Here is a 24,998-nt window from a genome sequence, read left to right on the forward strand (position 1 = left end):
CATATTGGGCTTAAAATGTGTATTTTTATTCTTCGATTTTCTTGCATAAATCCTCTCCAAAAACCACTCCAAGGGAACTGCCTGAATCCCAACTGACGTGGATAGTTCCCATATCATCAACACTAGTAACCGTACCTTTATCTCCTGGCTGAAGCTTGGTATAAGGGTCATTCATCTTAAGTAACATGACACGAGTTCCTGGAGTGTAATAACTTCTAAGTTGCTTTAGCATTTCTGGATGAATGATATTCATTATTCACTCACCTCCTCATGCTTGGCACTTCCGCTTTTGAAGGCAGAGCTACCCGACAGTTTGGAGAGGAGAATTTTTCGTTCTGTTTTGTATTCTGGCCCGATAAAGCCAAGTCTTAGAAGGAAACAACGGAAAGCGTACTTTTCATTCTCCACTGATTTCTCGGTCGAGTTGACGCGAGTCTGTTTCTTTGCCATTTCACAAAGTGCTGTTACAAAGTGGGTATAAGCCTTAACCTCCTCTGCGGAGCACTTACTTTTGAACCAAGGGAAGGTTATAAATTCCTCATTTATGATAATTGGAATAGAGTCAGTATCAAGTGCTTTCTTTATAAGGGTTTCTTTGCTTTCTACCAATCCTTTTAGGTTACCAAGTGCAGTTTCGCTAAAACCCTCCCTCGGCATTTGAATAATCAAACTAATAGCTTCTTCGGTTTCATTTGATTCGCTGTATACGGGAGGTTCTTCGTAATCACTATTTGGACTTACCCTACCCCCAAGAGCCGCTTCATTAGGAACTTGAATATTTTCAAGAACAGGCTCTGCTGCTGGAATTGGTGTGTCAAATTCTACTGTAACCGCCTTAAAGTCATGAAGGCCTAATAGATTATTAACCAGTTCAGAATTATCTGGTCCTCTGACTACCCCGTTTTTGTCAATGTTGTAGTCTGCCACTTCATATGCAAATGTAGGCGCTCCAAGATATCTTGCAGGAGCATTCAGTTTTTGGCTGATTGCATTGACTAGCTCTTTTCTTTTTGCTCCTGTGACATTATAGTTTATCTGCAATTTTTATACCGCCTTTCTATTTTCGGTACATACATATATCACTCTAAAGGCTGTTAATATCAAGTCATTTAGAGCATCTTTCTGTAGAAAATACTGTTCCATTAATCGGCGGTAGCAACGTCTGGCAGGTCACAATATCTTATTTTCGAACCATCTCTTAAAAGAAACACACCGTCTGAGTTTCCAACTTGCTCAATATACCTTTTCACAATAACATCACAGTACTTTTCATCCAGTTCAATGGTGTAACAGATTCTATCTGTCTGCTCACAGGCAATCAGTGTGCTTCCTGAACCACCAAAAGGATCAAGCACGATACAATTAGAAAGGCTTGAATTCAAAATAGGGTAGGCCACAAGTGCAACTGGCTTCATCGTAGGATGATCACTGTTTTTCTTCGGTTTCTCAAATTCCCAGATGGTGGTCTGCTTTCTATCGGAATACCAGTTATGCTTACCTTTCTTTTTCCACCCAAAGAGAATAGGCTCATGCTGCCACTGATAAGGGGAGCGACCGAGAACAAGGGACTGCTTTTTCCATATACAAGTACCGGAAAGATAAAACCCCGTATCAGAGAATGCTCTTCTAAAATTGAGTCCTTCGGTATCCGCATGGAATACATAAATAGAAGCGTCCTTTGCCATCGCTGCTTCGGTGTTCTGAAATGCTGCAAGCAGGAAATCGTAGAACGCTTCGTTAGCCATATTGTCATTTTTGATTTTTCCAGCGGTGCCTTCATAGTTAACGTTATATGGAGGGTCCGTAACTACCAAATTAGCAGTTTTCCCATCCATCAAGACATCAAAGGTGTCTTTCTTTGTACTGTCTCCGCAGACTAATCGATGCTGCCCAAGTAGCCAAACATCCCCTAAATGCGAAACAGCGGGCTTTTTCAGCTCGCTGTCTACATCGAAATCATCTTCTTTTATATTATCCTTAAGGGAATCCTTGAAAAGATCGTCCAACTCTCCTGGGTCAAAACCTGTCAAAGACACATCAAAGTCTGAAGCATTTAAGTCCGTGATGAGAAGTGCTAATTTGTCTTTATCCCAATCACCACTTATTTTATTTAGTGCAATGTTCAGCGCCTTCTCCTTTTGCTCATCCATTTCAACAACTACGCATTCTATCTCATCCATGCCCATACTCAGCAGGATTTTCAAACGCTGATGACCTCCGATGACTCTGCCTGTGGTCTTATTCCATATTACGGGTTCTACATATCCAAACTCCTCAAGGGAGCGTTTAAGTTTCTCATATTCCGGATCACCCGGTTTTAAATCCTTCCTTGGGTTATATTCAGCGGGGATGAGTTGTTTGATTTTAATCTTCTCTATCAACATACTTTTCCACCGCCTTTCTAAATTCACTGTACTTATTTACATCCTCCCACGGGAATAGACAACTATTAAAGTGACCATAAGCGGCTGTATCAGAGTAAATCACATTCCTTAGACGCAACTTCTCAATGATTGCCGCAGGTCTTAAGTTGAAAACCTCCTGTGCAGCAAGAGTTAGTATTTCGTCAGAAACAATACCTGTGCCAAGGGTATTTACAGAAAAGGCTACAGGATTTGCCTTACCGATGGCATAGGATATACCAACTTCACATCTCTTTGCATAACCACACCAGACGATATGCTTTGCAATGTACCGTGCCATATAGGCACCACTTCGGTCAACTTTGGTGGGATCTTTACCACAAAGGGCACCACCGCCATGGGATGCAAGTCCTCCATAGGTATCAACCATAATTTTTCTACCAGTTAAGCCTGTATCGGCAGCGGGACCACCTTCGACAAATCTACCAGAGGGGTTAATGAGAAGTTCTGTTTCATCATCAAATGGGAAGTCCTCAAAGCACTGCCATAAGACATTGTTAAGGATATCTGTTTTAAGTTCTTCCAGTGTTTTATTCTTATCATGCTGTACCGATATCACAATCGTCTTTATTCGCACTGGAGTGTCCCCTTCATATTCCACCGTCACCTGTGCTTTACCATCTGGGTGGATACCTTTTATCAGTTTCCCTTTTCGACAATCATCCAGTCTCTTTACAATCCTGTGAGATAGTACAAGGGGTAGAGGAAGCATTTCTCCTGTTTCCTTTGTAGCATAGCCATACACAGTTCCTTGGTCTCCAGCACCTATTGAACCATACTGTTCGTTTATCCCATTTCTTACTTCCAGTGCAGTATTCACGCCAGTTGCAATATCTACACTTTGATTGTGTACAAATACATAAATCAAGAATTTAAGAGGGTTGTATCCAATCTCTTTTAGGACATTCCTAACAATGTATCGGATGTCTATTTTCTCGCTGCAGGAGATTTCGCCCGCCACGATAATTTTCCCTTTGGTTGCCATTACCTCACAAGCGACACGTGATGCTTTGTCTTTACGTAGACATGCTTCCAAAATGCTATCTGCTATGATGTCGCATAGTTTGTCAGGATGTCCAGCACATACACTTTCTGCTGTTAAATATCTTTTACTCATTACATCATATCTCCTCATTTTTATTTTCCTCTGCGGGCAGATAGCAGTCGCTCCATCACATCGTCCTGTGGGTTTAAACCAGAATACTCTGTAGCACAGTTCTCTCTAACGATTTGATATATCTCCATCCATAGCCTGTTTGTCTGACTCATAAAGTTCTGACTCATCGCTACATAAGGACTTTGAATAGCATTGCCGGTGGTTGGGTGCTTGGCTAGAAAGCCAAACTCGGTTACTGCTTCCTCACACTGTATCCATCTGGCCGCACTCATGGCATATCGCTCTAGAAGCTGTGGAAGTACCAAATGGGCACAGCCACGTTCCTCAAGCCATTTCCATGTAATTTCATAGATTTCACTCGCTACTAGGGTTTTTCCATCCTTTTGCACTGCGGAGAGCATGGCCATTGGCTTTGGCATTTCCTGCCCCTTCAGGTCAGCAGTATTTTGGAACTCAACGACTTCAAGCTTTCTTTTACCAGGGTTTCCCTCTGCAATTTTGTCAGCAAGTGGTTTCTTCTTTTGACCGGAGCCTATACGGGCGCCGCCACGATTTGTTCCATCTTTGGCCATTCACTCACCTCTTTTCGTCGATGGGCCTATTACCCCGTTTGAAACCGCGAATTTTCACGCGTTACCCCACGCCCGTTACACAAATGAAAAGCTGTGGAGATTTGACTCCCCCTATCGGGTTCCCCAACGGTCTCCATCTCTTGCCGTGATTGCAGAGTGGCAAGGAGTACAAAGAGCCATCAGATTACTTCTATCGTGAGTCCCTCCTCTTGCAAGAGGGAGAATATGATGCACTTCGGTTGCTGGGGTCAGCTTTCCTTGTCGTTTACATTCCTCACAAAGAGGATGAGCTGCAATGTAACGGTCACGTATCCTTTTCCAAGCACGACCATAACGCTTACGGGTTGATGGGTCACGATCATACTTTTCATACCGTGCAGCTTCCTTCTTACTATGCTCTTCACAAAAGCGCTTGTCGGTTAGTTCTGGGCAACCAGGGTAAGAGCACGGTCGCTTAGGTTTCTTTGGCATACTGCACCTCCTTTTGCCCATAGAAAAAGCCCTCGCAGGAGTGGTTCTCCCGTGAAGGCTTCTGTTTATTAATATTCCATACTACCATTATATAACTTTCACTACAGACAAACAGTGTCATCGTATGCCAAACTGTGCCAAAGTGTGCCAACCTTTTGCGAGCATTCAGATTACTGCGTACAAAAACCACCAATAGATATTTTCAAAAATATCCAAAGTTATTGACATGTTTATTGTAATTGTTATAATAACAATGTCCAATATCTTTGACATAGGTGATACTGTTGAAAAATAAAATTAAAGCAATACGGAACAAATTGGGGATAACACAAGAGCAACTTGCTAAGAAGTGTGGAGTTGTTAGACAAACAATAAATTGTATAGAGAATGATAAATATGATCCCACACTGGAACTGGCTTTCAAATTATCAAAAACGTTAAAAGTAAAGGTAGATGAATTGTTTATTTATGAATAAATTTCATTCAAATTATATAATAACAATGAAAGATATTGTAAGGGAAGGTAATGATATCTTACATCGACCAACACTGGAAGTGATGGTACCTCCCCCTGAGGAAGATAAGGAAACATTAACTAGTATGATGAATTTCTTAAAAAATAGTCAAGACCCCATTCTATCCAAAAAATATAAATTACGTGGAGGAGTTGGATTATCCGCGAATCAGATTGGCTTGAATAAGCGAATGTTTGTAGCGTATTTCACTGACGAGATGGGGAAAGAACATGAATATACCCTTATTAATCCAAAAATTATTAGCCATTCCGTTTCTATGATTTACTTACCACCAAGTGAAGGGTGCCTATCTGTTGATCGAGATATAAATGGGTTCGTACCAAGATATGAGAGAATTAAAGTGAAAGGGTTTAATTTAGAAGGAGAAGAAATAATATTAAAACTCAATGGCTATTCCTCTATTGTTATTCAACATGAAATAGATCACCTAAATGGAATTATGTTTTATGAGCGTATCAATAAAGAAAATCCTTTCAAACTACCAGAAAACTGTAAAAGTTTATACTGAGATCATGCATTAGGTCGGTATTCAAAGTGGGTAAGCAATGAGTTGTTGTTTTGACAGCTCATTTTAATTTAATAATCATTAAAAAGGAGAAACTAATTATTTAAATCACTGTAATTTTCATACAATGACTAAGGTAATGGTGAAGAGGGCCTTTTAACCCTCTTCCTGCACTATTTTCCGGTTACTCCTTTTTATTTTGGAACCTTTAAATGTTGCAAAGCGGATGAGTGGAGTCTGTGTACGGTTCTCATAGAAACATTAAGGTTGACACAGATTTCTTCCCAGTTAAGAAAGTTAATGTATCGGTAGCGAAGAAGTAGCTTCTCATCCACGTTTTCCATCTGGTTAATCGCTTCACGGATATCTGATTTCAGCTTTACTAATCGTTCAACTTCTTGCTGTATTTGTTGCTCCAAATCTATTATTCTAATCACATATTTTTCAAAGGGTGGGTCAGTACTCTTGGTTCGACTGACTTTTTCCTCAAGAATGGGGGATGAAATACTTCTTGATAGATTTCTTAAGTTTTGCAACTCTTCAAGGTCGGAATTAATCAATTCATTCAGGCGATAAGCCTGCTTTAAGAATTCCTTAGCTGTCATCATCGCACCACCTCCTCTTGTAGCTGTTGAATTAACATGTCAGGGTTTAGGGAGGTGAGAACATTGAACAATCCAGAATGAAAGAAGCGCTCAACCTCACGTTTTGTATATAAAGCAGAATCATTGCGAGGGTGTTTTGCTAATCTTTTCAGTGCAAAACGATAATCCTTGACTGCCTGTAGAATAATGGCATTTGCCAGTTTTTCAAAAGCGTCCATCATACAACTTCCCTCGCTTTCCCAAGATTTGCTTTGACTGCATTGATAAGATCGGATTGTGTCTTTTCCTTTTGTTTCAAGGCTCTCATCACATCTTCATCAATCGTGCCTTTAGTAATAATGTGGTGGATTACCACGGTCTCATTTTGTCCTTGTCTCCAAAGTCTCGCATTGGTTTGCTGATAGAGTTCCAGACTCCAAGTAAGTCCAAACCAGATAAGCGTTGAACCTCCACTTTGTAAATTCAAACCGTGTCCAGCCGATGCTGGATGGATAACTGCCACAGAAATATCACCATTATTCCAATCCATGATGTCTTTGGAAGTTTTAATTTCTTTGACATTGTATTTTGCTTTAAAACGCTTTAAATCGTGATTATACCAATAGGCAATAAGCACAGGTTTGCCGTTTGCACCTTCAATTAGATCCTCAATAGCATCTAGCTTGCGGTCGTGAATAATATGAGGATTTTTATCATCATCGTAGATTGCACCATTTGCCATTTGCAGGAGTTTCCCTGAAAGGACGGCTGCGTTCATGGCATCAATCTCCTTATCAGCAAATTCAAGAACCATCTCTTCACGAAAGTGATCATATACTGATTGTTCTTTGTCATTTAGATACACAGGCACTTCATTGATCATGCATTCTGGCATTTTCAGAAAATCCACTGATTTCATGGAAATGGTGATATCCGAAATGAGCCGATATATGGCATCTTCAGCACCTGGCAATGGTTTATATGAAAATACAATCTGCTGATTACGTTTATCCGGTGTAAAGAAGGAATTGCGGTAGTGAGTGATGTACCTGCCGAGTCTTTTACCCATGTCAAGGATACGAAACTCTGCCCACAAATCCATTAACCCATTACTGGAAGGTGTACCCGTAAGACCCACAATTCGTTTTGCCCTCGGCCTTACTTTTAGTAAACTTTTAAATCTTTTTGCACCATAGGACTTAAAGGATGATAGTTCATCAATGACCATCATATCGAAATTAAAAGGGATACCACTTTTGTTTACCAACCAATCAACATTTTCTCTGTTTATAAGATAGACACTTGCAGGTTTCCTAAGAGCCGCCAATCGCTCCTGTTCTGTGCCGATGGCTACCGAAAACTCTAGCCCTTTTAAATGCTCCCACTTATTTATCTCAGCTGGCCAAGTATCCCTAGCTACTCGAAGTGGGGCAATGACCAGAACCTTTCCAATTTCAAAACGATCAAGACACAGGTCGAATATAGCAGTTAGAGTAATGACGCTTTTGCCAAGACCCATTTCTAAAAACACCGCAGCAATGGGATGCTCTAGAATGAAGTTCGTTGCATAGGTCTGATATTTATGAGGATTGTATTTCACCGAGTATCCCTCCAATCTGCTTAACATCATCAATGACATAGCAGGCAAAGCCTAACTTCTGTAATTGCTTTATTCTTCTAATCTGTAACAGTCGAGGTTTCTTCCCGGGAGCCTTTAATTCCACAAATGCCATCTTCCCATGTGGTAAAAGCACCAGGCGATCTGGCATCCCATCTAAACCTGGGCTAACAAACTTCGCAGCAAATGCCTCCCATCTTTTTTACCTCAGTCACCAGTTTCTTTTCGATATATTTTTCAAGCATAAATACCTCCCATGTAAAAAGGCTCGGAACAAGAAAACAACTTTGACCCAATTTTCCTATACGCGCGTGTATGCGTGTACGCACAGGCTACTATTACTTCTTTTTACTATTTATAAATAAATAGGTTACTTCTTGTTCCACTTGTTCCGAACCTTTGATTTTCCTTATTATTACTAACTTTAGGGAAGGAACTAGTATGGGAACAAGCTAAGGTACAACTTAGCGTTGTTCCTCGACTCGGGAATAAGCTCGTTGCTTTCCGTAGACAGGAAACGTTACAACACCATTCTTGTTCCCGGTGTACTTGTTCCACTCACTGATCTTTCTCATAATGGCACCGATAGCATAAGAATCTGAAGGCTTTAGCATTGAGGCCTCTTTACCGAAACACTCACACCAAATTTCCATATTACAGACAAGGGTTCTTTTTACTGTTCCAACACGGGTGCCGCCGCCAAATTCACTACCGCCAAGGAAATTTCTACGCTCGTACAGAGACATCGTGTCCCAATCATCCGGCAAGAGCGTATCCAAGTAAGTACGAACCAGTCCTTCTCGTTCATCTGTTTCCATGGCATCTGCCTGTTCACTAGTTGCCATGGATATATCATCACCTTCAAGGTAGAGTTTTTCGCCCTTCTCATATAGCTCTAGTGCCTCTGCCCAAATCTGCTGCACTTCCTCTTTGGTCATCTGCCAAGCTTTCTTTTTACCGTTACCGCTAATACGGACTGGCCAGAATCTGCGGTTGCCTGTAATATCCCGAAGAAATCCACTTTCTGCATTCGTTGAACCTACAATTACACACTGACGGGGATGGCTTTCGACGTTGACCCCATAACTGGCACGGTACTTATCATCCGCCCTTGAAATAAAAGATTTCACAATTTCCACATCCGTCTTACGCATTCCAGCAAGCTCACCCAATTCCAATAACCAATATCCCTGAAGTTTCTCAGCCCCGGATTTATCCTTCATATCTGTAATAGTCAAACTATCTGAAAACCAGTCTCCAGCAAGTTTGGCAAAGAAGGTTGACTTACCGATACCTTGAGGCCCGTTTAAGATTAGAACACTATCAAACTTTGTACCGGGCCTATAAATGCGGGCTACCGCTGCAACCATCGTTTTACGAATAATTGCCTTTGTGTAGGAATTATCTGTTGCACCGAAATAATCAATGAGTAGATTTTCTACTCGGCTAATACCATCCCATTTTGGCAGGGAGTCTAGGTACTCCTTAACAGGATGGTAGGCTCGTTCTGATGCTACCGCTACCACAGCATCCTTGGTCTTGGTAGGAGAATAGACCCCGTATTTGCTGCTTAAGTACACCTTAAGAAGTGCGTTATCCGAATCATTCCAACCCGCCTTAATCTGGTCCCAAGGCAGACCACCTTTGGCATCAATACCATCACGGTGGCAGTTAAAAGCTATATGCTGTAAATCTTCATCATGCCGAATAATCAGAACGATGTTATCCAGTGTGTCTTTTATCCGACCTTGCTTATCTAGTTCCAAACCTGTCTGCCAATCCTCAGCACTAAACTCCTCTTCAGCCTGAGCCTGCCTTTCCTTTGCGAACTCAGCTTTTACCGCTTCATCTTTTATAGAAAACTCGCACATTGCCACAAAAGACGGCATCCTACCAGGAGCCGTAGTCGTGGAAGCTCTATCATCTAAAGAGCCGAATTTATGAATACGAACAAGGTCAAAAGCATTAAGGAGCAGGCCGCTTGCTGGGTCGGTGGCATGGTGGCTGTATGCAAATTTATCATCATAGATAATCACACCCGCACTACTGTCAGCTGGAATATAGTCATAGCGCCCTTCCATAGCAGATGGTGCATAAACGGAACCTAAGAATTTCTCAATTGCTTCATGAACGGAGTAAGCACGACAGAAAGTTCCTACCACACCTTCTTTTAAAAGCGGATCGGCTTGTTCTTTAAGACTACGATTAATAACCTCAGACTGCCTACTTGATACGGGCCAAGTTGATGTATCGTGCCAGTTTTCATATTTTGAAAGATAAATATTCGGGTCAAGTAATGCTCCATCCTGCTCTTCATAGACAAATTCACCATTAGAGGAAGTGGATGGCCAATACATAAGGCGATGTGCTTCATATGTCGTATCATCGAAAAGGTCAATACCGATTTCTTTTGCCACCATACGTCCAACGGCTGCATATTCTTCTTCACTGATCTCACGAGCAAGAGGAACGATAAGTCTGAGTCTCGGATTTTCCGGTGTGTGCTTATGGGTGGAGTAAACACAACATTTGAAATCGAAAAGCATACTGATTTGTTCCCAGATATCGGGTCTACCGTAATCCATATCGAGGGTAAGCAAAGAACGACACAGAACATTGCCCTTCTTTCGCCTTCCTTCTTTTAAATGTCCTCCGACAAAGCCGCCCACATCCTTGATATCATCTTGCTGGCCTTTTTTAAGTTTCCGATATTCTTCTACCGTTTCTGTAGTACGTTGGGTTGTCTTTACACGGGAGCAAAAATCCTCCCAGGAGATATCTTTGTTTTTCCATTTCCTATCCATCCGGCTATTGCCCACTGCAATTTTCATAAGCTTTCAACCTCCTCATGCTCCGGATTAAAATACCTGACCGTTTGTCTGCGTTTCTTGGCTACTTCAATTTTCCTCGCCATACCGCTTGAGATGGTATTGCCCAGCACCCACACCTCGGAGCATTTACCCATAAGCACAATGTCCATAAATATGGCACGTTCTCGTTCCTCTGGGTTTTCATCATCCATAAACTGCGGAAACATAAGGTGGGGAGCAATTGGGATACAGTTTTGGTCTAAGGCAAACCTGCAAAAACTGCGAGCCTTTTTAATGTTTCCTTCTACATCACCGGAATAGGGAGAACAGATATATACAAGCGGCTTAAAGGCAGATTTTTTCTCTGCCTTTTCCTTTTTCATTATGTTGGTCAGTGCTTCATGGGGAGTTGGATCATGGTATCCTTCATGATTGAATTTGTTGATTCCCATTACACACCCTCCATTTCTATCTGTGGCAAAATACCGTCTGCCTTCATCAGTTCGTAAATGAAGAGTCTGCCTTTTTGAGTCCAGTATGTATGGACCTTTGTATGTTGCTGGCCGTTACTGCCAAGATAGCTATGTGTCTTGGTGCTGGTGTAGCCTTTTTCCGCATACTTCTGATATAAAAGCCAGATGCCGCCTTGTTTAAACTGGACACCCTTTTTATTAAGATAGCGATTCATCCAAATAGCTGACTTGCCGTAATCTTTGGCAATTGCTGAGGTGGAAATGAGGTCTTTGCAATTTAAAACTACATCGTAATAGGAGACTTTCGGTTTCATTTCTGCAATTTGCTGATTCTGAACGGCAATCGTACCTTCAAGCACTTTATTTTGTTTCCTTACTTGAGTTAGCTGTTGATTAGCAATCTGAAGTGCCCTTGCCATGATTGCTTCTGGGGAATTCCATCTTCTTTCTATTTCAAGAAAGTACCCGCGGCACTCTTTCCCTTTTGGAGTACGCTGTATCATGCATAGCTCTTTTGCCATGTCAATTGTTAACTGATGGTCAATGCTTGGTCTGCCTCCAGTACTTTCGCTCAAAATTGAGCTAAAGTCTGATCCTTCCTCAAATCCGTACTCACACATTCTTGGAAACCAATCTTTATAAGCGGTCTTTACTTCCAAGGCTTCATGTAAATCACGACCGAGTACGGTTGGTCGTTGATTTTCATAATTGATTTTTACTAATTCGTCCATACGAATTACCTCCTGCAATATAGTCAGAGAGGAAACCCCTCTACCTAATAGCCACAGGAGGTAATAATTGTTGAGGATTTTGAAAAAATAAATTATACATCCGGATTTTTGTTCGAAATTTGTGTATGTAAAATAGATTTAAAAGCTGATTCAGTAATTTTCTACTTTTACAAACGGACTAGATTGATGAACAAAAAATGGTAACGTAAACTGTAATAGGCCTATAGGATTTGGAGCTAATAAGAGAAGAGGAAAACAATCATTTTGGTATCATATTTTATCTATGACCTGGATGAGTAAGGTTGGTAGAGCCTCGAGGAGAATCAATTAAAATAAAAAATACAGAGCGAGAAATTCTCACTCTGTATTTTTTATTTTACATCATTCACTTATTGCTTTTACTTGATGTTATTTTACGAGTGGCTAAAGCTATGATTCCACCAACTGCAATAAATACAATGTCCAAAACGATTTCAAACCCTTGAAACGCATCAATATAATTTACTAAAAACCAACTTTTTCCCCCATTAGTCAAATGATTGATTAATCCGCCTATTCCCTGAATAATAAAAAGTAGACTGAGACCACTGATAATTTCTTTCATGATGAACACCTCTTTAATATTTTTTCTAATTTAAAATGCCTCTAAGACCGATATTAAAAAAAACTGCACCTATGACTCCTGTCGCTACCAAGAGTGAAGAGATTGGAGCTTCATTTAATTTTGACCTGATTTTAATAAGAAATTGTTGCAATCTTTCTTTAAATATAATATTAACCCCTAACAGTAATAGAGAAGGAAGCACCATTACTAGATTGTATCCAATTATTATTAAGATAGCAGGTGTAGTCTCAATTGTTTGATGATTCATTAAAAAGATTGAATAAAAGTAAGGCAATGCCGTTACAAATTCAATTAGGAAAACAATGATTCCTAGTATAATCATCCCTTTAATTGTTGTATTTTTGGGGATAAATGAAATTAAACGTTTTTTTGTAGTCTCTTTTGGTTTACTGAAGCTTATTAGAACAAGAACTGCTCCAAGTAGGATATAAAACCAATTGATAAAGTCAAACTGAGACAATTGTTCTATTCTCTTCAATAATGAATTTCCACCAAAGTAGAGTAATAAGCCCGTGATGAAATAGCCTAACTGCGTGATGAATAAAAACACAAATAAACGAGAAGATAACTGATTCGGTTGTGTCAGTAATAAATAGGCTGTTACAGTCAGTACACCGGGACTTAAAATATCAATTAAAGCACACAAAGAAATAATCATTAATGCTGAAGAAATGTCTAATGATGAAGAAGGCATCAATGCTTCAATAGTTTCGATCAAACAAACTAGTCCTCCTTTAAATGTTGTGGTATTATCTATTTAACACATCGTGCTATAAAAAGATAATAACACACTGTGCTAAATAAAGGAAGTGATTTTTATAATGCCAAAAATTGTTGATCATGATGAAAAGCGCAAACAAATTGCTGAGGCTGCATGGAATATTATTAGGAAAGAAGGGGTTGAGAAAGCGTCTATACGAAGAGTTGCAGCTGAGGCAGGGATGTCTTCTGGTGCGTTAAGACATTATTTTTCAACTCAAGATGAAATGTTATTATTTATTATGAATTACTACTTAGAAGAAGGGAAAAAACGTTCTCAAAATAAAGAATGGTCAGAAAACCCAGTGCAGGCAGTAGAAGAAGTTTTATTAGAGCTAGTACCAATAGATGAAGAAAAGAAAATTGAAACGAGCGTTTGGTGGATTCTTGCATTACGTTCACTTACAAGTGATACAATAAAGGACAAAAAAGATGAAATGACGGACGGTACATATGAATTAGCAAATTCAATGATTGAAATCTTAGCTCTAAAAGGCGTATTATCAGATTCAATGAATGCAGAATTAGAAAAGAGTAGGTTAACGGCATTAATAGAGGGATTGTCAATTCATGCTTTATTAAGACCTGATGTATACTCTCCAGAAAAGGTGAAGGAAGTTATTCGTTATCATTTAGAGACACTCTGCAATAAAATCAATTAAGCTAATCGGTCGATGTATCAATTATTGTCCCATGTGTTTTTAATAGATTTAGTCTTACCCCTTGATTTATTATTAACTTTATAGAGAGAGGAGTCAAAATCGGTTCTTTCACTATATTTCTTCAAGATTCGAATTTTAACCCTTTATTCCACAAAAATGGAGCGTTTATTAAACAAACAAGATAGCACGTACCGGTCATAAAATAAGTGCTATCCTGTTTTCATTATTTAAAAATTGAAGGTCTTTTAACCTCCTCCCACACGATTATCCGATTACCAATTAATTTAATCTTTTTGATAAAACTGACACTCATAACCATCAGCACTAAGCAACAGGCCATTTGCCCATGTTGGCATCTTAGCCATCTGTTCACAGATAGCGGAAAGTGACGTCCCCATATCTGCCTCGATGATAATTTCATCGTGTACATGAGCCACAATGGAACAATTCTTTAATGTCTGCATGGCATGACACAAGATGTCACGACTGATTGCTTGAACAATATTCTCTACAAATTTGGGACCGTAGCTTTCGATTCTTTCCCATTTCTTCGTTCCACCGACACCTTCATAAGTAACTGACTCACCGCCAAACATATTCTCTCCCATACGAGGTTTCACATAGGCAAGCCGTCTACCAGAAGGAAGAGCAATAAAGAGCATCCCGCTTTGATAGATAAATTTAATGCCGTGTGTCTCTGTGGGAGTTTTTTGCTTAACACAAGTTTTTACTGCCCGGTCAACATCCCACCAGAGTTTTGTGATATTGGGATTGGACTGTCTCCAAGCCGTTACAAGAGGCTGAAGTTCCTCTTCTTCAATTCCCATCTCCAAAGCACCCATTGATTTTAATGCTCCAACAGATCCGCCGTAACCGAGGGCTAGTTCAGCAATTTTTCCTTTCTGACGAAGATGGCCATTCACACCATGCTTTTCAACAGGTACATTAAACATTTGAGAAGCACTGGCACAGTAGATGTCTCCGCCGTTTTGGAAAACGTCTATTCTCCATTTTTCGCCTGCTAGCCAGGCAATGACACGAGCCTCAATCGCTGAAAAATCTGCCACAATGAACTTCATACCTTCTCGTGGTATAAAAGCGGTACGGATAAGTTCCGACAGTACCTCTGGGATTGAATCATAAAGTAAGGTAAGAGCATCAAAGTTTCCGCTACGAACTAAAGCACGAGCCTGTTCCAAATCGGGCATATGGTTTTGAGGGAGATTTTGCAGTTGAATAAGCCTTCCCGAAAACCTACCAGTTCTGTTTGCACCATAAAACTGAAACATTCCTCTTGCCCGACCATCATTACATACCGCATTCTCCATTGCCGTGTATTTTTTCACCGAGGATTTTGCAAGTTGCTGACGGAGTTCTAAAACAGTTCCTAGTGGTTCAGGAGCCGTCTTTAGCATCTCAGCAACTGCTTTTTTACCAAGGGTATCTGTTTCTAGCCCATTATCGGCAAGCCAGTCTTTCATTTGTTGTACAGAGTTTGGATTCTCTAAATTGGTTATATCTTGCATTAAAGCCATTAACTTTTCACGGGAATGTTCATCCATCACAACAGCCTGTTTTACGAAAGTCATGTCAATGGCAATGCCGCGATCATTGATTTCCTGGTCGAGATGATATTCCTCCCAGATATTTTCCGGCACCAGAAACTTAGAAAATCTCTGTTGTATTGACATCTCAGCTTCCACATCCCGAAGATTATAGGCTTTAAACCGCTCCCATTTATCCATGTCATGTTCTGGCAGATTACGAACTCGACCACCATTTGATTTAGTAGGGGAGCAAGGTGTACAGAAATATTTGATGAGGTCTTTACCCTCTGTTAGCTTTTGTTTCTCCAAACCTAGAACCGCCCCAACTCCCTCCAAAGAAAGTGGTAACCCCATATATGCCGACCATATCATGGAGCATTTCCAGGATGCGGGGTCAAGATATTCTGTAAGGTTAAGCCATTTTGATAGACACACACGCTCAAACATTGCATTAAAAGCCCATTTGGTAACGGAATCATCCAAAAGTGCGTTTATAATTTCATCGGGGATTTCCTCCCCGCAAGCAAGGTCAACCACCTGTACTTCACCGCCATCCACCGAGTAGCCAAATAGTAGAATTTCAAAGTCATCACTCTCGGCATAACGGTAAACTCCAGATTTTTGAAGATTGGCGCCACTAAATGTTTCAATGTCAATAGAAATAGAGTTCATGTATTACCACCCTTTCCAATGCAAACGAGGTGGCAGAAGAACAACCTCCACCACCTCGTCTGTATTTATTCTTTATGCTAGAAAATCATCATCTTCAATCGTTGTGAAGTCATCAGCTGCATTGGTTCTTCCGCCTAAAGGCTCTCCATCTCTTATCTTCTGGATGTTGCCAAGTCCACATGCTACACCCTTATTGCCATTAGAGTTAAAAGCATAGAAATTCAGGGATACTCTTGCATAACAACCACTGTAAACCTCGTTACGATCCAAGATAGGTCTGACTGCTTTATCTACTATTTGGGGTGGAGTGTTGCTGTTGGCATTTACAAAGTAATGTCCTTTGTAAGCCTCGTCATCACGTTCTACATCACCATCTCGAAGTGGCAGTTTGATAGCAGCCTTATTCGGCTTTTTACCACCAAACTTTGCAAGGCCCTCTTCAATGGCTGCATCTACTGCTGCATTGATAGCATTGATGGTTTCCTTATCTGTTTTGGGAATCAATACGGATACGCTGTACTTTTCCGCTCCGCCATTGATGGATACGGGCTCCCAGCCGTGAAAGTAGCTGAGACGGGTGTTGACACTTGTAATAACCTTCGTTCTGTTTTGATTATTCATATTACGATTCCTCCGTTATCTCATTAAATTCATTTTTTACGTTTGATATATTCATAGCTGGCCGCTTATCGGAAAGTGGAACCAGCGTTGGCTTACCTAGTGGTTTATGTATAAGACCACCGAGGATTTCTTCAAATTTCTTTTTGCCCATCAGTTTCTGCATTTCCGTTAAGGTAATAAGGCTGTGACGGTAGATATCCTTATAACCGTTTGCCTTGGCTGCTTCAGCCACAGCTTCTTCGTCTTTATATTTACGAACAGATCTGCCCTCGACTACCTTAAAACCGTACCACTCTTTACCGTGATTAACGGCTGCTTCTGTGGCATAAGCCATAATTTCATTCGCCCACTTTGTAAGGTCGGACAGTTTAGAAAGAACTTCTTCAATTTCGGAGTCCGTAAGCAGGGGTGGCAATTTAAAGACAATTATCCTAAGGCAGTGGGTTTAGCAAAATTCGCAGAGAAGCATTGGGATATATTTGGCAGGATTCAGCTCATTCGACTTAAAAAAGGTGTAGATGGTCGTGAACATTTCTATCGACTAGATATGGGAAAAACAACGATTAGGAATAAAGTTCGTGGCATAACATCAAATGAGGAACTGGATAGAATTTTCGATACAGATGCTGTACGAGAAGATTAAATAATACATCTATCCTGTCTCCTCAACCTCAATAAAAAATCTAATCTGTCAACTCGACCCTATCGTTTTCAGGGTAGTTGATATGTTTCCTCAAAGAATAAAAATGAGGGTTTCCCGACTTTAACATCCTCGGCAAAGTAGCCGTGAGCAAAGTTCAATGTCAGGAAACCCTTTATTTATCAGTGCTTTGAATAGCCTTATTTCTCCACCTGTACCATAAGAATAATCATCTGCTAAATCCCACCTCTCCAACCCGCATTCCACCGTTCGAGTCATAATAAAGTTTTGCTACAGACCCCTCATTTTTATCCAATTTTGGATTAAAATCGATCGTTTTACGAGCCTTTTTTAGCGGTTTTTTCATGGTTTTTTCGGAGTTAGAATAAAGTTTTGACATAATAGAGGGAAGAAAATAATGGAGATAAGAGATCAAGAGGAAAGATAAAAATATTGGATAAGTATTGATTTGTTATTGAAATAGTATTGAATCGAATATTGGAAAAAGCCAGTAACATCAATAGTTTGGGAACATTACTGTATTGAAAAGATATTGAAAAAGACATGAAAAAATCCGGGTTCCTGATGAGGAAAACCCGAATTTTTAATGAGTTTTATATTGAAAAAGCACAGGTTTATTCTTACAGAATTGGTGGTAAAGTTAGAAAAAGTTTATTATGACTGTCAAGAGTTTATTATTGATCTACATAGTAGAAAAAGAGTTTCAGATATAAGAAAATAGATTTTCTACTTAAATTACTTTCTTAACCTTTTGGTACAAAACCCACCAAGTAAGTCATCATCCACACTACTTTTCGAGAGTGAAGTATTTTAGAATAAAGATCAGAAGAACCTATTAAGCATCCAGTCCGATCTTAATTTAATTGTTCTTTTTCAATTTATCTATATGTCCACCTATTATGAACTCGAGATTATCACTAATTTTCTTAGAATCCCAATCCCACCACTTTATTGTTAGCCAATCCTCTATTACTTTATCTGAATAACGTTTTTTTATAACTATCGCAGGATTTCCTCCAACAACTGTATAGGGGGCTACATTTTTTGTAACAACTGATTGTGCAGCAATTATTGCTCCATCTCCAATTTTGACTCCAGGCATAATTGTTACATCTCTTCCTATCCATACATCATTTCCGACTTCAGTATCTCCTTTAATCGGCAGGTCGTCTAAGGTAGGTACATACATATCCCACCCACTGCCAAACAAATGGAATGGATAAGTAGAGCCATCCATTTGATGGTTCGCTCCATTCATAATAAAGGTTGTTCCTGGACCTATCGAACAAAACTTTCCTATAATCAGTTCATCACCTATTACTTCATAGTGATATAGAACTTGTTCTTCAAATGACTCTCCATGTTTACTATCGTAGTACGAATAATCCCCAACAGAAACATTTTTTCTTGTTATAGTTGGCTTAATAAATTGAACATTTTTATTTCCTTCTAATGGAAATGGAGTTTGTGGATTTGGTCCAGGAAAATTATTAGCAGACATAAACTCACTCCTTTATATCATTGTTTAAAGATGACTTGCTAATTTAATCACAACGAATTATTTCACACAGGCCGAGGCAGCGGTCGTTTTTTCCATTTCCCCTACTAACTGGTTAAAGTCTATTTTTTTATAGTCAAAAAATGCTTAATAATGTTACTCGAAGTATGAATCAATTAAGAAATGGATTAAACTACCATGAAAGATATACTTTTAATAGAGGGGCTCTAAAAACGGAACAGCTGTATCATCTCCAATTCTAGAACTTCTTCAGAAAAAACCATATTGAACACCAATAAAAAAGATATAATATTCAGGATGCCCTAAAACAACAACCGAATTAAATCTAAGCTCTTTTGCCTTTTGCAATGCTTTACTAATCAATAATTTACCTACGCCTTGATTTTGATATTCTGGTAGGACAGATACAGGTGCAAGAGCGAGTGACTCTACAACTTGATCTTCATTTTTAATTTTTATCTTGGATAATAGAATATGTCCCACTTGTTTGTTATCATCATTATCCATCGCCACTAAAGATAATTCTGGTATAAATACGTTTGAATTTCTAATACGAGACACCAAATGATGTTCATTTTTATCACTGTGCTCCGCATTAGCGAATGCATTCTTTACCACTTCTTCTGTTATTTTATAGTCTTTCACCTGTTCTTGTTTAATTACTATGTTCATTTCTTTATAGCTCCTGTTCAAGTACATATTTTGGGTAATCGGAAAATAGTGTAGAAAGAGGGTTAAAAATAACCCTCCTCCATTGCTTTAGTCAGTGTGGAAAAGTCAGCACCATAGATTTCTTCATAAACCCATTCATAGCCTATTTGACCCCAACTTGGGAATTGATCAGGTAACAATTTTCCGAAAGTAGCTTCAACTTCTTTGAATTTCTTTTTCTTTTTTACTTTACGATAACCTTGTGTAAACAATATTTTTGCTCTAAGAGCTTCAAAAGAATAACCACGGCCAATATGGTTCATTGTCTTAATCAAACGATTCAAGGACTCCGTATAGGCGTTTGTAATGGGAGAATTGAAATAGTTGAATATCTCTTCTTCCCAATTATTCATTGACTTAATCAGGTCTTCAAAATAAGTCATTAACTCTTTAGGAACATTTGAAAGCCAGTTTTGGTACAGTTTATAGGCTTCCTTAATTGATTTAGCTTCATAAATGTCAAAGAACTGCTCTTTAAGTTCGTATGCTTGACCAAGTAACGGGAACTTATCAGTCCATACTTGCAACTTTATTTGATCATCGAAATCATTTAAATCATCTCGTCTTGTAAGAAGAACATAACGATCTCTCATAAGTTGTCTGCGTTCTTTGGCTGACACATTTTGACGGTTAACTTTTCGTATTTTTTCTAACGCTTCATTGGCTAATTTAACAACATGGAACTTATCAATTACGATTTTTGCATGTGGTATCACCGTATTAACAGCACTTTTATATGGATTCCACATATCCATTGCTACAAGTTCAATTTTATCAATATCTTGGAGATTTGAAAGGTGACTGATAACCGTATCTTTATTACGTTTTCGTAAAATGTCAATTACAGACTTGTTTTCAACGTCTGTGATGACACAACGATAGTTTTTGAGTAAATGGACTTCATCAATACCAAGCCATTTAGGAGTTCTAAAATCTGTTTGAGCTTCAAGCTCAGCTACATAATCATTAAAGATATTTCGTACAGTTTTTTCATCAACGCCTATTTCGTCTGCAACACTAGTAAATGTCTTTTCAAGACTGGTTTCTTGAATCCAAATTAAAAGTCTATTAGTAACAGAACGTTTGACATCCATATCTGGTAAATCTTCAAAAAATGTTTCATTGCATTCACGGCACTTATAACGCTGCCGTTTGATAATTAACCCTACACGTTTAGTGTGCATCGGTAGATCAAAGAACAGTTGTTCCTTTTTACCATGTTTGTATAGGTTAGGAATTGCCCCACATTTAGGACAATGTGATGGAGATGGAGTAGTAGACTCTACTAGGAATCTATAATCATATTCACTCTCCTTCATATCGAGAATCTTTAAGTTTGGTAGATTAATCATATTTGTTAACATTTTACTTTCCTTTCAGGACACTTCATTTTTACCAATATGAATAGAAAGAAATTCAAAAAGAGCTGCCGAAACAGCCCTTTGATTTCATATCTTTGGTCAACTAGGTGGAAGGGAATCAAACATTTTAAAAAAGGATACCATTATTATTTATATTATTCGGTATTGGTTCTATTTAATATTTGCCATATAACTAGCTGCTACTTTATTTAGAAAGTAAGTGTAACCCACTTGCCATTGCTCAAGCATATTTCTATGAAAGTCGTCAACGATGAAAAACTCCGTCTGATTTAGAAAGTCTTGCGGCGTTGATGGATGATCTTTTTTTTCTAAAAAGGATAAATGTTCTTTTACACGATCCAAAACTTTTGAATCATTTGGAGAGAAACCTTCTTGTAAGAAATGAATCATATCTTCATTAAATGACTGTGCTTCCATGGCAGAGTCGTTCATTGATTCTACATCAATTGTCTGATTTAAGAAGTCAAAATCATATTCTTCTTTCAAATGTTCGTTTTGGTCTTTTAAGGCTTCTTGCCATTCGTCTTCAGTTTCAAAACCTTTAAACATGGTTTCCATATCTATATCGACTCCTTCTTTGGCATTTTTAATAGAGGAATTGATCGTCCTGATTAGTCCTTTAAATCGATCAATTTTTTGTTCTAGTAAATATTTTTGTTGAATCAACGTATTTTCCCTGTTGATTTCGCCATCTAATAATTGTTTAATTTCCTTGAGAGGAAAATCCAATTCTTTATAAAAAAGTATTTGCTGTAATCGTTCTAAATCTTTTATTCCATATAGGCGATATCCGGCTTCTGTCGTCTGCTCCGGAATCAAAAGACCTATTTTGTGGTAATGGTGTAATGTCTTCACTGTGGTATGAGCTAGTTTTGCAACTTCATGAACGGTATACATTTCTTCTCCTCCTTTCAATGCTCTTTATACTAAAGTATCCTCTAAGGTAAGAGTCAACACATTTATTTCACTATTTTCTTTGAACATCATACGTGAATTTACAAAAGAAAACAGCCATAACAAGACATGAAACAATCAGTAAATAGTAGTTAATTGCGGGCGAATGGTTGAAAGTAGATTGTGATGCTCTAACTACCCAGTCAACTGGATTTACTATTGACAGGATACTTATCCACTTTGGTAATAAATTGCTTGGCATAAAGGCAGAAGACAAAAAAATCAATGGGAAAGAGAAAAACTGCATGACAGTGATCATCGTTGAGTGCTTTTTGGTTAGAACGGCAATTCCAATTGAAATAGATCCGATTAGACACGAAAATAATGCTGGTGTAACAAGAAAAAGAATTGGTGAAACGATTCCCATTGGAAGTCTGAATCCCATAAAATAGCCAATAATCACAAGCAAAGTGGATTGGATCAATTGAAAAGTGAAAATGTAGACTAAATCACCAATGATAAAAATTAAGTTATTCTTCGGGGCGATTAAATATCGGTTAAATATTCCTTCTCTCATATCATCTAAAGTACTCATTCCTAAGTATATTCCGCCAAATAAAGCATTCATGATCAGAATTCCCGGTAAAATATACGATACATAATTGGATTCTTCAAATCCACTAACGGAAGATATGCTTGAAAATATCGTTCCAAACAGCACTAGGAAAATCAATGGTTGGAACGTTGAAATGATAATTGCTATTGGATTTTTAATTAGCGGTGTTAGCTTCTTTTTTGATAATAACAAAACGAATGTTATGTTATTCATTGTTCTGCTCCTTTCTCATTAAAGTTTGTTAAATAAACGTCATTTAATGTTGCCTGTTTCAGTTCACTAAATTCAATTTCGACATTAATTTGAATTAAGTATCTCAATAATTCAGATAATATTTGTTGTCCATGACTCGTCATAATTGTTAATGCTGTTGGTTTTATTTTGTGGCTAACGACCTCTTTTAGGTCAGAAATATATTCTTCGATTTTATAAATGCTGGCCAAATCTAATTTGTGATAGTGGATTTCAATTTGATCAGCCGCAAGTTTATTGATCAATTCTTTTGGCGTCCCAATATCAAGTATCTTTCCATTGTTGATCAATGCAATTTCAGTTGCTAGGTGATTAATTTCCTCTAAATAGTGTGTTGTTACAAAAATTGTCGTTCCTTCATCTTGAGAAATTTTTGTAATTATTTTCCACAAGGTAGTTCTTGACTCTGGGTCTAATCCAGCTGTAGGTTCATCCAGTAAAAGAACTTCAGGTTTATGAAGCAAACTTATCGCAATATCCAATTTTCTTTTCATTCCACCTGAGTAAGTACCAACCAAATCGTTGGATACTTGGAACAAATCAAATTCCTTTAACAGGTGTTCTCCTCGTTCCATTATTTTTGAAGTTCTCATGCCATACATTTTTCCTGCAATCAATATGTTTTCCCAAGCTGTTCCAGTCGAAAATACAGTTGTTTGTTGGAATGTGACTCCAACTTTTTTTCGAACCTCATTCACCTTTGAAACAACGTCTAAATCCGAAATTTTGACAGTACCCTCATTTGGCAAGGATAAAGTAGCTAATATACTCGTCAAAGTAGATTTTCCTGCACCATTTGGACCAATTAGTCCGAAGATAGAACCTTTTTTCACTTTAAGAGACACATTATTTAAGGCTGCCTTTTTGCCAAATGTTTTGCTAACAGCGTTTAAAACTATTTCATAATGGTCATACATATTGTTCCCTCCTTCATTTATTACAAAAGGAACTATAAACTATCCTCTTAGAGGAGAGTCAACCATCAAGTATTCTTTTTATAAAAGTCGAATTGGAATGAACTTAACGGAGTTGTAGATAGGAAAACTGAATTTCTCGCCCAGCGTAAAAACGCCCAAGTGAAAACTTGGACGTGGTTCTTTAAATTTGTAAATATTTTTAATAAAATTATGATCCGATAGTTAAAAGGTTCAAAACGAAAACTACATTAAAGGTTAATCAGTTTCATGGATACAGAAAAAGATATTACATACAATTTATGATTTTACACACTATTATCCGATTTACAGTGCTATGAACATTAATTTATTTAATAGGGTTTTTCAACACTATAATCCGAATACCCCATATTTTTACTTTACTCTTTCCCTAGAAATGTTGTAATAACTCGGGTAAACTCTTCCGGTCTCTCTTTCTGTGGCCAATGTTTACACCCTTCCATTACATACAGCTCGGAAGCCTTCATAGCCTCATGTGCTTCAAACGCATGTTTAATAGGAACTGAGGTATCTTTTGACCCATGAACGATTAATGTCCGTTTTTTAATTTCAGATAGATTTTCTGCCAACTTAGTTCTAAGTCCTGTGCGTGTAATCTCACTTCTCTGGAATGACATAAATGCTTTACCAGCATGTGGTGCTTGTAAAAATCCATAAATTTCATCTACAAGTTCTTCTGATACATTATTAGGATTTCCAAATAAACTATTTAGCAGCGTCCACTTCACAAATCTTCTGCTTTTACTTGACCATTTATACGAAAGTTCATTGAGGAATGATTGTGTATACCAATAAGTGAGAAGATGATAAGGAAGTTTACTAAATAGCCCCCACGCACCTACTAATACTAGCTTTTCTACTCGAGCTGGATATTCGAGCGTATACCCAAGAGAGATTCCTCCACCTAAAGATAGTCCAACCAAGTTAGCCTTCTCAAGGTGAAGACGATCTATTATTTGATTCAATATATCAATGTAAAAGGAAAGTGAATATTCCACATTAGGTTTATCACTTTCTCCATACCCAGGAAGGTCAGGAGCAAATACACGGTGATTTTTTGATAAAGGACCTAATACCTCACTCCAAGATATATTTGCTGAATCAACTCCTGCACCATGCAAAAGTATCACAGGAGAACCAGATTCTCCAGCTGTATAGCAATTGACATTTATATCATTTAATTTTAGTTTTATCGTTTTAATTTCTGGAAAGTTTCCTATCATAATATTAATCCTCCACAGCATTTTAATAGATTCATGTTTCTTCGCCTTTAAATTATGA

At 38.4% G+C, this 24,998-nt stretch carries 28 protein-coding genes and 1 pseudogene; 4 read left to right on the forward strand and 25 right to left on the reverse strand.

From position 1 onward, the window contains the following. Positions 1-25: 25 nt before the first annotated feature. The 6 genes from BN2144_RS01990 to BN2144_RS02015 all read right to left on the reverse strand — a co-directional run bounded on the left by BN2144_RS01990 (position 26) and on the right by BN2144_RS02015 (position 4,583). The gene (locus BN2144_RS01990; protein WP_019155121.1) at positions 26-253 is read right to left on the reverse strand and encodes a DUF4314 domain-containing protein; all 228 of its coding nucleotides are present in this window, start codon (positions 251-253) and stop codon (positions 26-28) included. After that, entirely contained in the window at positions 253-1,041 is a 789-nt protein-coding gene (locus BN2144_RS01995; RefSeq protein ID WP_033826689.1) for a hypothetical protein, read from the reverse strand. Before BN2144_RS01995 ends, BN2144_RS01990 begins: the two co-directional genes overlap by 1 nt. A 101-nt stretch (positions 1,042-1,142) precedes the next feature. Further along, positions 1,143-2,384 (reverse strand): site-specific DNA-methyltransferase, encoded by a 1,242-nt coding sequence (locus BN2144_RS02000; protein ID WP_033826690.1) that lies wholly within the window; start codon positions 2,382-2,384, stop codon positions 1,143-1,145. Beyond that, positions 2,365-3,540, reverse strand: coding sequence for a methionine adenosyltransferase (gene metK, locus BN2144_RS02005; protein ID WP_139017837.1), 1,176 nt, complete (start codon positions 3,538-3,540; stop codon positions 2,365-2,367). Before metK ends, BN2144_RS02000 begins: the two co-directional genes overlap by 20 nt. 20 nt (positions 3,541-3,560) lie before the next feature. Next, on the reverse strand, positions 3,561-4,112 hold the full coding sequence (locus BN2144_RS02010; protein WP_001029957.1) for a P27 family phage terminase small subunit: 552 nt from the start codon (positions 4,110-4,112) through the stop codon (positions 3,561-3,563). 111 nt (positions 4,113-4,223) lie between these two features. Further along, positions 4,224-4,583 carry an HNH endonuclease gene (locus BN2144_RS02015; protein ID WP_027625333.1) on the reverse strand — a complete coding sequence of 120 codons (360 nt, stop codon included), beginning with the start codon at positions 4,581-4,583 and terminating at the stop codon, positions 4,224-4,226. 284 nt (positions 4,584-4,867) lie between these two features. On the opposite strand from BN2144_RS02015, the gene BN2144_RS02020 reads away from it, so the two are divergent. Together BN2144_RS02020 and def are read left to right on the forward strand one after the other, a co-directional pair. Next, complete coding sequence (locus BN2144_RS02020; protein ID WP_027625332.1) at positions 4,868-5,059, forward strand: helix-turn-helix transcriptional regulator; 192 nt, start codon at positions 4,868-4,870, stop codon at positions 5,057-5,059. Next, positions 5,052-5,627, forward strand: a complete 576-nt coding sequence (def, locus tag BN2144_RS02025) for a peptide deformylase (RefSeq protein WP_027625331.1) — start codon at positions 5,052-5,054, stop codon at positions 5,625-5,627. Before BN2144_RS02020 ends, def begins: the two co-directional genes overlap by 8 nt. 191 nt (positions 5,628-5,818) lie before the next feature. On the opposite strand, the gene BN2144_RS02030 is transcribed toward def, so the two are convergent. From BN2144_RS02030 to BN2144_RS02070, 9 genes are all read right to left on the reverse strand, one after another. Beyond that, positions 5,819-6,232, reverse strand: coding sequence for a DUF1492 domain-containing protein (locus tag BN2144_RS02030; protein WP_033826692.1), 414 nt, complete (start codon positions 6,230-6,232; stop codon positions 5,819-5,821). After that, positions 6,229-6,447, reverse strand: coding sequence for a hypothetical protein (locus BN2144_RS02035; RefSeq protein WP_033826693.1), 219 nt, complete (start codon positions 6,445-6,447; stop codon positions 6,229-6,231). Before BN2144_RS02035 ends, BN2144_RS02030 begins: the two co-directional genes overlap by 4 nt. Next, on the reverse strand, positions 6,447-7,808 hold the full coding sequence (locus BN2144_RS02040) for a DEAD/DEAH box helicase (protein WP_033826694.1): 1,362 nt from the start codon (positions 7,806-7,808) through the stop codon (positions 6,447-6,449). The genes BN2144_RS02035 and BN2144_RS02040 overlap by 1 nt, the downstream gene beginning before the upstream one ends. Beyond that, on the reverse strand, positions 7,789-7,941 hold the full coding sequence (locus BN2144_RS21095; protein WP_425321159.1) for a VRR-NUC domain-containing protein: 153 nt from the start codon (positions 7,939-7,941) through the stop codon (positions 7,789-7,791). The genes BN2144_RS02040 and BN2144_RS21095 overlap by 20 nt, the downstream gene beginning before the upstream one ends. 349 nt (positions 7,942-8,290) lie before the next feature. Further along, positions 8,291-10,657, reverse strand: a complete 2,367-nt coding sequence (locus tag BN2144_RS02050; protein ID WP_033826695.1) for a virulence-associated E family protein — start codon at positions 10,655-10,657, stop codon at positions 8,291-8,293. Beyond that, positions 10,654-11,088: a DUF7768 domain-containing protein gene (locus BN2144_RS02055; RefSeq protein ID WP_033826696.1), complete on the reverse strand. Its 435-nt coding sequence runs from the start codon at positions 11,086-11,088 to the stop codon at positions 10,654-10,656. Before BN2144_RS02055 ends, BN2144_RS02050 begins: the two co-directional genes overlap by 4 nt. Beyond that, entirely contained in the window at positions 11,088-11,840 is a 753-nt protein-coding gene (locus BN2144_RS02060; RefSeq protein WP_033826697.1) for a phage antirepressor KilAC domain-containing protein, read from the reverse strand. Before BN2144_RS02060 ends, BN2144_RS02055 begins: the two co-directional genes overlap by 1 nt. A 385-nt stretch (positions 11,841-12,225) precedes the next feature. Next, the gene (locus BN2144_RS02065; protein ID WP_000658732.1) at positions 12,226-12,444 is read right to left on the reverse strand and encodes a hypothetical protein; all 219 of its coding nucleotides are present in this window, start codon (positions 12,442-12,444) and stop codon (positions 12,226-12,228) included. Between the two features lie 25 nt (positions 12,445-12,469). Continuing rightward, positions 12,470-13,183, reverse strand: a complete 714-nt coding sequence (locus BN2144_RS02070; protein ID WP_015926217.1) for a GAP family protein — start codon at positions 13,181-13,183, stop codon at positions 12,470-12,472. Between the two features lie 103 nt (positions 13,184-13,286). Here BN2144_RS02070 and BN2144_RS02075 point away from each other — a divergent pair, with 103 nt between their 5' ends. Then, positions 13,287-13,886 (forward strand): TetR/AcrR family transcriptional regulator, encoded by a 600-nt coding sequence (locus BN2144_RS02075; RefSeq protein ID WP_015926218.1) that lies wholly within the window; start codon positions 13,287-13,289, stop codon positions 13,884-13,886. A gap of 284 nt (positions 13,887-14,170) precedes the next feature. Here the strand turns inward: BN2144_RS02075 and BN2144_RS02080 are convergent, their stop codons facing one another. The 3 genes from BN2144_RS02080 to BN2144_RS02090 all read right to left on the reverse strand — a co-directional run bounded on the left by BN2144_RS02080 (position 14,171) and on the right by BN2144_RS02090 (position 17,141). Continuing rightward, positions 14,171-16,105, reverse strand: a complete 1,935-nt coding sequence (locus BN2144_RS02080; protein WP_001084821.1) for a DNA polymerase — start codon at positions 16,103-16,105, stop codon at positions 14,171-14,173. Positions 16,106-16,177: 72 nt separating this feature from the next. Next, complete coding sequence (locus BN2144_RS02085) at positions 16,178-16,726, reverse strand: DUF2815 family protein (protein ID WP_033826698.1); 549 nt, start codon at positions 16,724-16,726, stop codon at positions 16,178-16,180. Position 16,727: 1 nt separating this feature from the next. Continuing rightward, complete coding sequence (locus BN2144_RS02090) at positions 16,728-17,141, reverse strand: DUF2800 domain-containing protein (protein ID WP_230199684.1); 414 nt, start codon at positions 17,139-17,141, stop codon at positions 16,728-16,730. A gap of 24 nt (positions 17,142-17,165) precedes the next feature. On the opposite strand from BN2144_RS02090, the gene BN2144_RS02095 reads away from it, so the two are divergent. After that, positions 17,166-17,369: a hypothetical protein gene (locus tag BN2144_RS02095; RefSeq protein WP_033826700.1), complete on the forward strand. Its 204-nt coding sequence runs from the start codon at positions 17,166-17,168 to the stop codon at positions 17,367-17,369. 877 nt (positions 17,370-18,246) lie between these two features. Here BN2144_RS02095 and BN2144_RS02100 read toward each other — a convergent pair. The 7 genes and pseudogenes from BN2144_RS02100 to BN2144_RS02130 form a co-directional block, all read right to left on the reverse strand. Further along, positions 18,247-18,888, reverse strand: coding sequence for a Vat family streptogramin A O-acetyltransferase (locus tag BN2144_RS02100; protein WP_018664385.1), 642 nt, complete (start codon positions 18,886-18,888; stop codon positions 18,247-18,249). Positions 18,889-19,191: 303 nt separating this feature from the next. Then, positions 19,192-19,578 (reverse strand): annotated as a pseudogene (locus BN2144_RS02105) (GNAT family N-acetyltransferase); the annotation flags it as partial. A gap of 62 nt (positions 19,579-19,640) precedes the next feature. After that, positions 19,641-20,981 carry an ISL3 family transposase gene (locus BN2144_RS02110; RefSeq protein ID WP_033826701.1) on the reverse strand — a complete coding sequence of 447 codons (1,341 nt, stop codon included), beginning with the start codon at positions 20,979-20,981 and terminating at the stop codon, positions 19,641-19,643. Between the two features lie 168 nt (positions 20,982-21,149). Further along, complete coding sequence (locus tag BN2144_RS02115; RefSeq protein WP_033826702.1) at positions 21,150-21,896, reverse strand: MerR family transcriptional regulator; 747 nt, start codon at positions 21,894-21,896, stop codon at positions 21,150-21,152. A 70-nt stretch (positions 21,897-21,966) separates the two neighbouring features. Next, on the reverse strand, positions 21,967-22,722 hold the full coding sequence (locus BN2144_RS02120) for an ABC transporter permease (RefSeq protein ID WP_033826703.1): 756 nt from the start codon (positions 22,720-22,722) through the stop codon (positions 21,967-21,969). Continuing rightward, positions 22,719-23,678: an ABC transporter ATP-binding protein gene (locus tag BN2144_RS02125; RefSeq protein ID WP_033826704.1), complete on the reverse strand. Its 960-nt coding sequence runs from the start codon at positions 23,676-23,678 to the stop codon at positions 22,719-22,721. The genes BN2144_RS02120 and BN2144_RS02125 overlap by 4 nt, the downstream gene beginning before the upstream one ends. 398 nt (positions 23,679-24,076) lie before the next feature. Continuing rightward, positions 24,077-24,940, reverse strand: a complete 864-nt coding sequence (locus tag BN2144_RS02130) for an alpha/beta fold hydrolase (RefSeq protein ID WP_018664383.1) — start codon at positions 24,938-24,940, stop codon at positions 24,077-24,079. Positions 24,941-24,998 lie beyond the last annotated feature (58 nt).

The organism is Bacillus andreraoultii (assembly GCF_001244735.1).
In the GTDB taxonomy this organism is placed as follows: Bacteria; Bacillota; Bacilli; order Bacillales; family Caldibacillaceae; genus Caldifermentibacillus; species Caldifermentibacillus andreraoultii.

Bases quoted from the DNA above. Each gene is read 5' to 3' on its own strand.
- BN2144_RS01990 (WP_019155121.1), bottom strand. From the start codon at position 253: ATGAATATCATTCATCCAGAAATGCTAAAGCAACTTAGAAGTTATTAC.
- BN2144_RS02000 (WP_033826690.1), bottom strand. From the start codon at position 2,384: ATGTTGATAGAGAAGATTAAAATCAAACAACTCATCCCCGCTGAATAT.
- metK (WP_139017837.1), bottom strand. From the start codon at position 3,540: ATGAGTAAAAGATATTTAACAGCAGAAAGTGTATGTGCTGGACATCCT.
- BN2144_RS02010 (WP_001029957.1), bottom strand. From the start codon at position 4,112: ATGGCCAAAGATGGAACAAATCGTGGCGGCGCCCGTATAGGCTCCGGT.
- BN2144_RS02015 (WP_027625333.1), bottom strand. From the start codon at position 4,583: ATGCCAAAGAAACCTAAGCGACCGTGCTCTTACCCTGGTTGCCCAGAA.
- def (WP_027625331.1), top strand. From the start codon at position 5,052: ATGAATAAATTTCATTCAAATTATATAATAACAATGAAAGATATTGTA.
- BN2144_RS02030 (WP_033826692.1), bottom strand. From the start codon at position 6,232: ATGATGACAGCTAAGGAATTCTTAAAGCAGGCTTATCGCCTGAATGAA.
- BN2144_RS02035 (WP_033826693.1), bottom strand. From the start codon at position 6,447: ATGGACGCTTTTGAAAAACTGGCAAATGCCATTATTCTACAGGCAGTC.
- BN2144_RS21095 (WP_425321159.1), bottom strand. From the start codon at position 7,941: ATGGCATTTGTGGAATTAAAGGCTCCCGGGAAGAAACCTCGACTGTTA.
- BN2144_RS02050 (WP_033826695.1), bottom strand. From the start codon at position 10,657: ATGAAAATTGCAGTGGGCAATAGCCGGATGGATAGGAAATGGAAAAAC.
- BN2144_RS02055 (WP_033826696.1), bottom strand. From the start codon at position 11,088: ATGGGAATCAACAAATTCAATCATGAAGGATACCATGATCCAACTCCC.
- BN2144_RS02060 (WP_033826697.1), bottom strand. From the start codon at position 11,840: ATGGACGAATTAGTAAAAATCAATTATGAAAATCAACGACCAACCGTA.
- BN2144_RS02065 (WP_000658732.1), bottom strand. From the start codon at position 12,444: ATGAAAGAAATTATCAGTGGTCTCAGTCTACTTTTTATTATTCAGGGA.
- BN2144_RS02075 (WP_015926218.1), top strand. From the start codon at position 13,287: ATGCCAAAAATTGTTGATCATGATGAAAAGCGCAAACAAATTGCTGAG.
- BN2144_RS02080 (WP_001084821.1), bottom strand. From the start codon at position 16,105: ATGAACTCTATTTCTATTGACATTGAAACATTTAGTGGCGCCAATCTT.
- BN2144_RS02085 (WP_033826698.1), bottom strand. From the start codon at position 16,726: ATGAATAATCAAAACAGAACGAAGGTTATTACAAGTGTCAACACCCGT.
- BN2144_RS02100 (WP_018664385.1), bottom strand. From the start codon at position 18,888: ATGTCTGCTAATAATTTTCCTGGACCAAATCCACAAACTCCATTTCCA.
- BN2144_RS02110 (WP_033826701.1), bottom strand. From the start codon at position 20,981: ATGTTAACAAATATGATTAATCTACCAAACTTAAAGATTCTCGATATG.
- BN2144_RS02115 (WP_033826702.1), bottom strand. From the start codon at position 21,896: ATGTATACCGTTCATGAAGTTGCAAAACTAGCTCATACCACAGTGAAG.
- BN2144_RS02120 (WP_033826703.1), bottom strand. From the start codon at position 22,722: ATGAATAACATAACATTCGTTTTGTTATTATCAAAAAAGAAGCTAACA.
- BN2144_RS02125 (WP_033826704.1), bottom strand. From the start codon at position 23,678: ATGTATGACCATTATGAAATAGTTTTAAACGCTGTTAGCAAAACATTT.
- BN2144_RS02130 (WP_018664383.1), bottom strand. From the start codon at position 24,940: ATGATAGGAAACTTTCCAGAAATTAAAACGATAAAACTAAAATTAAAT.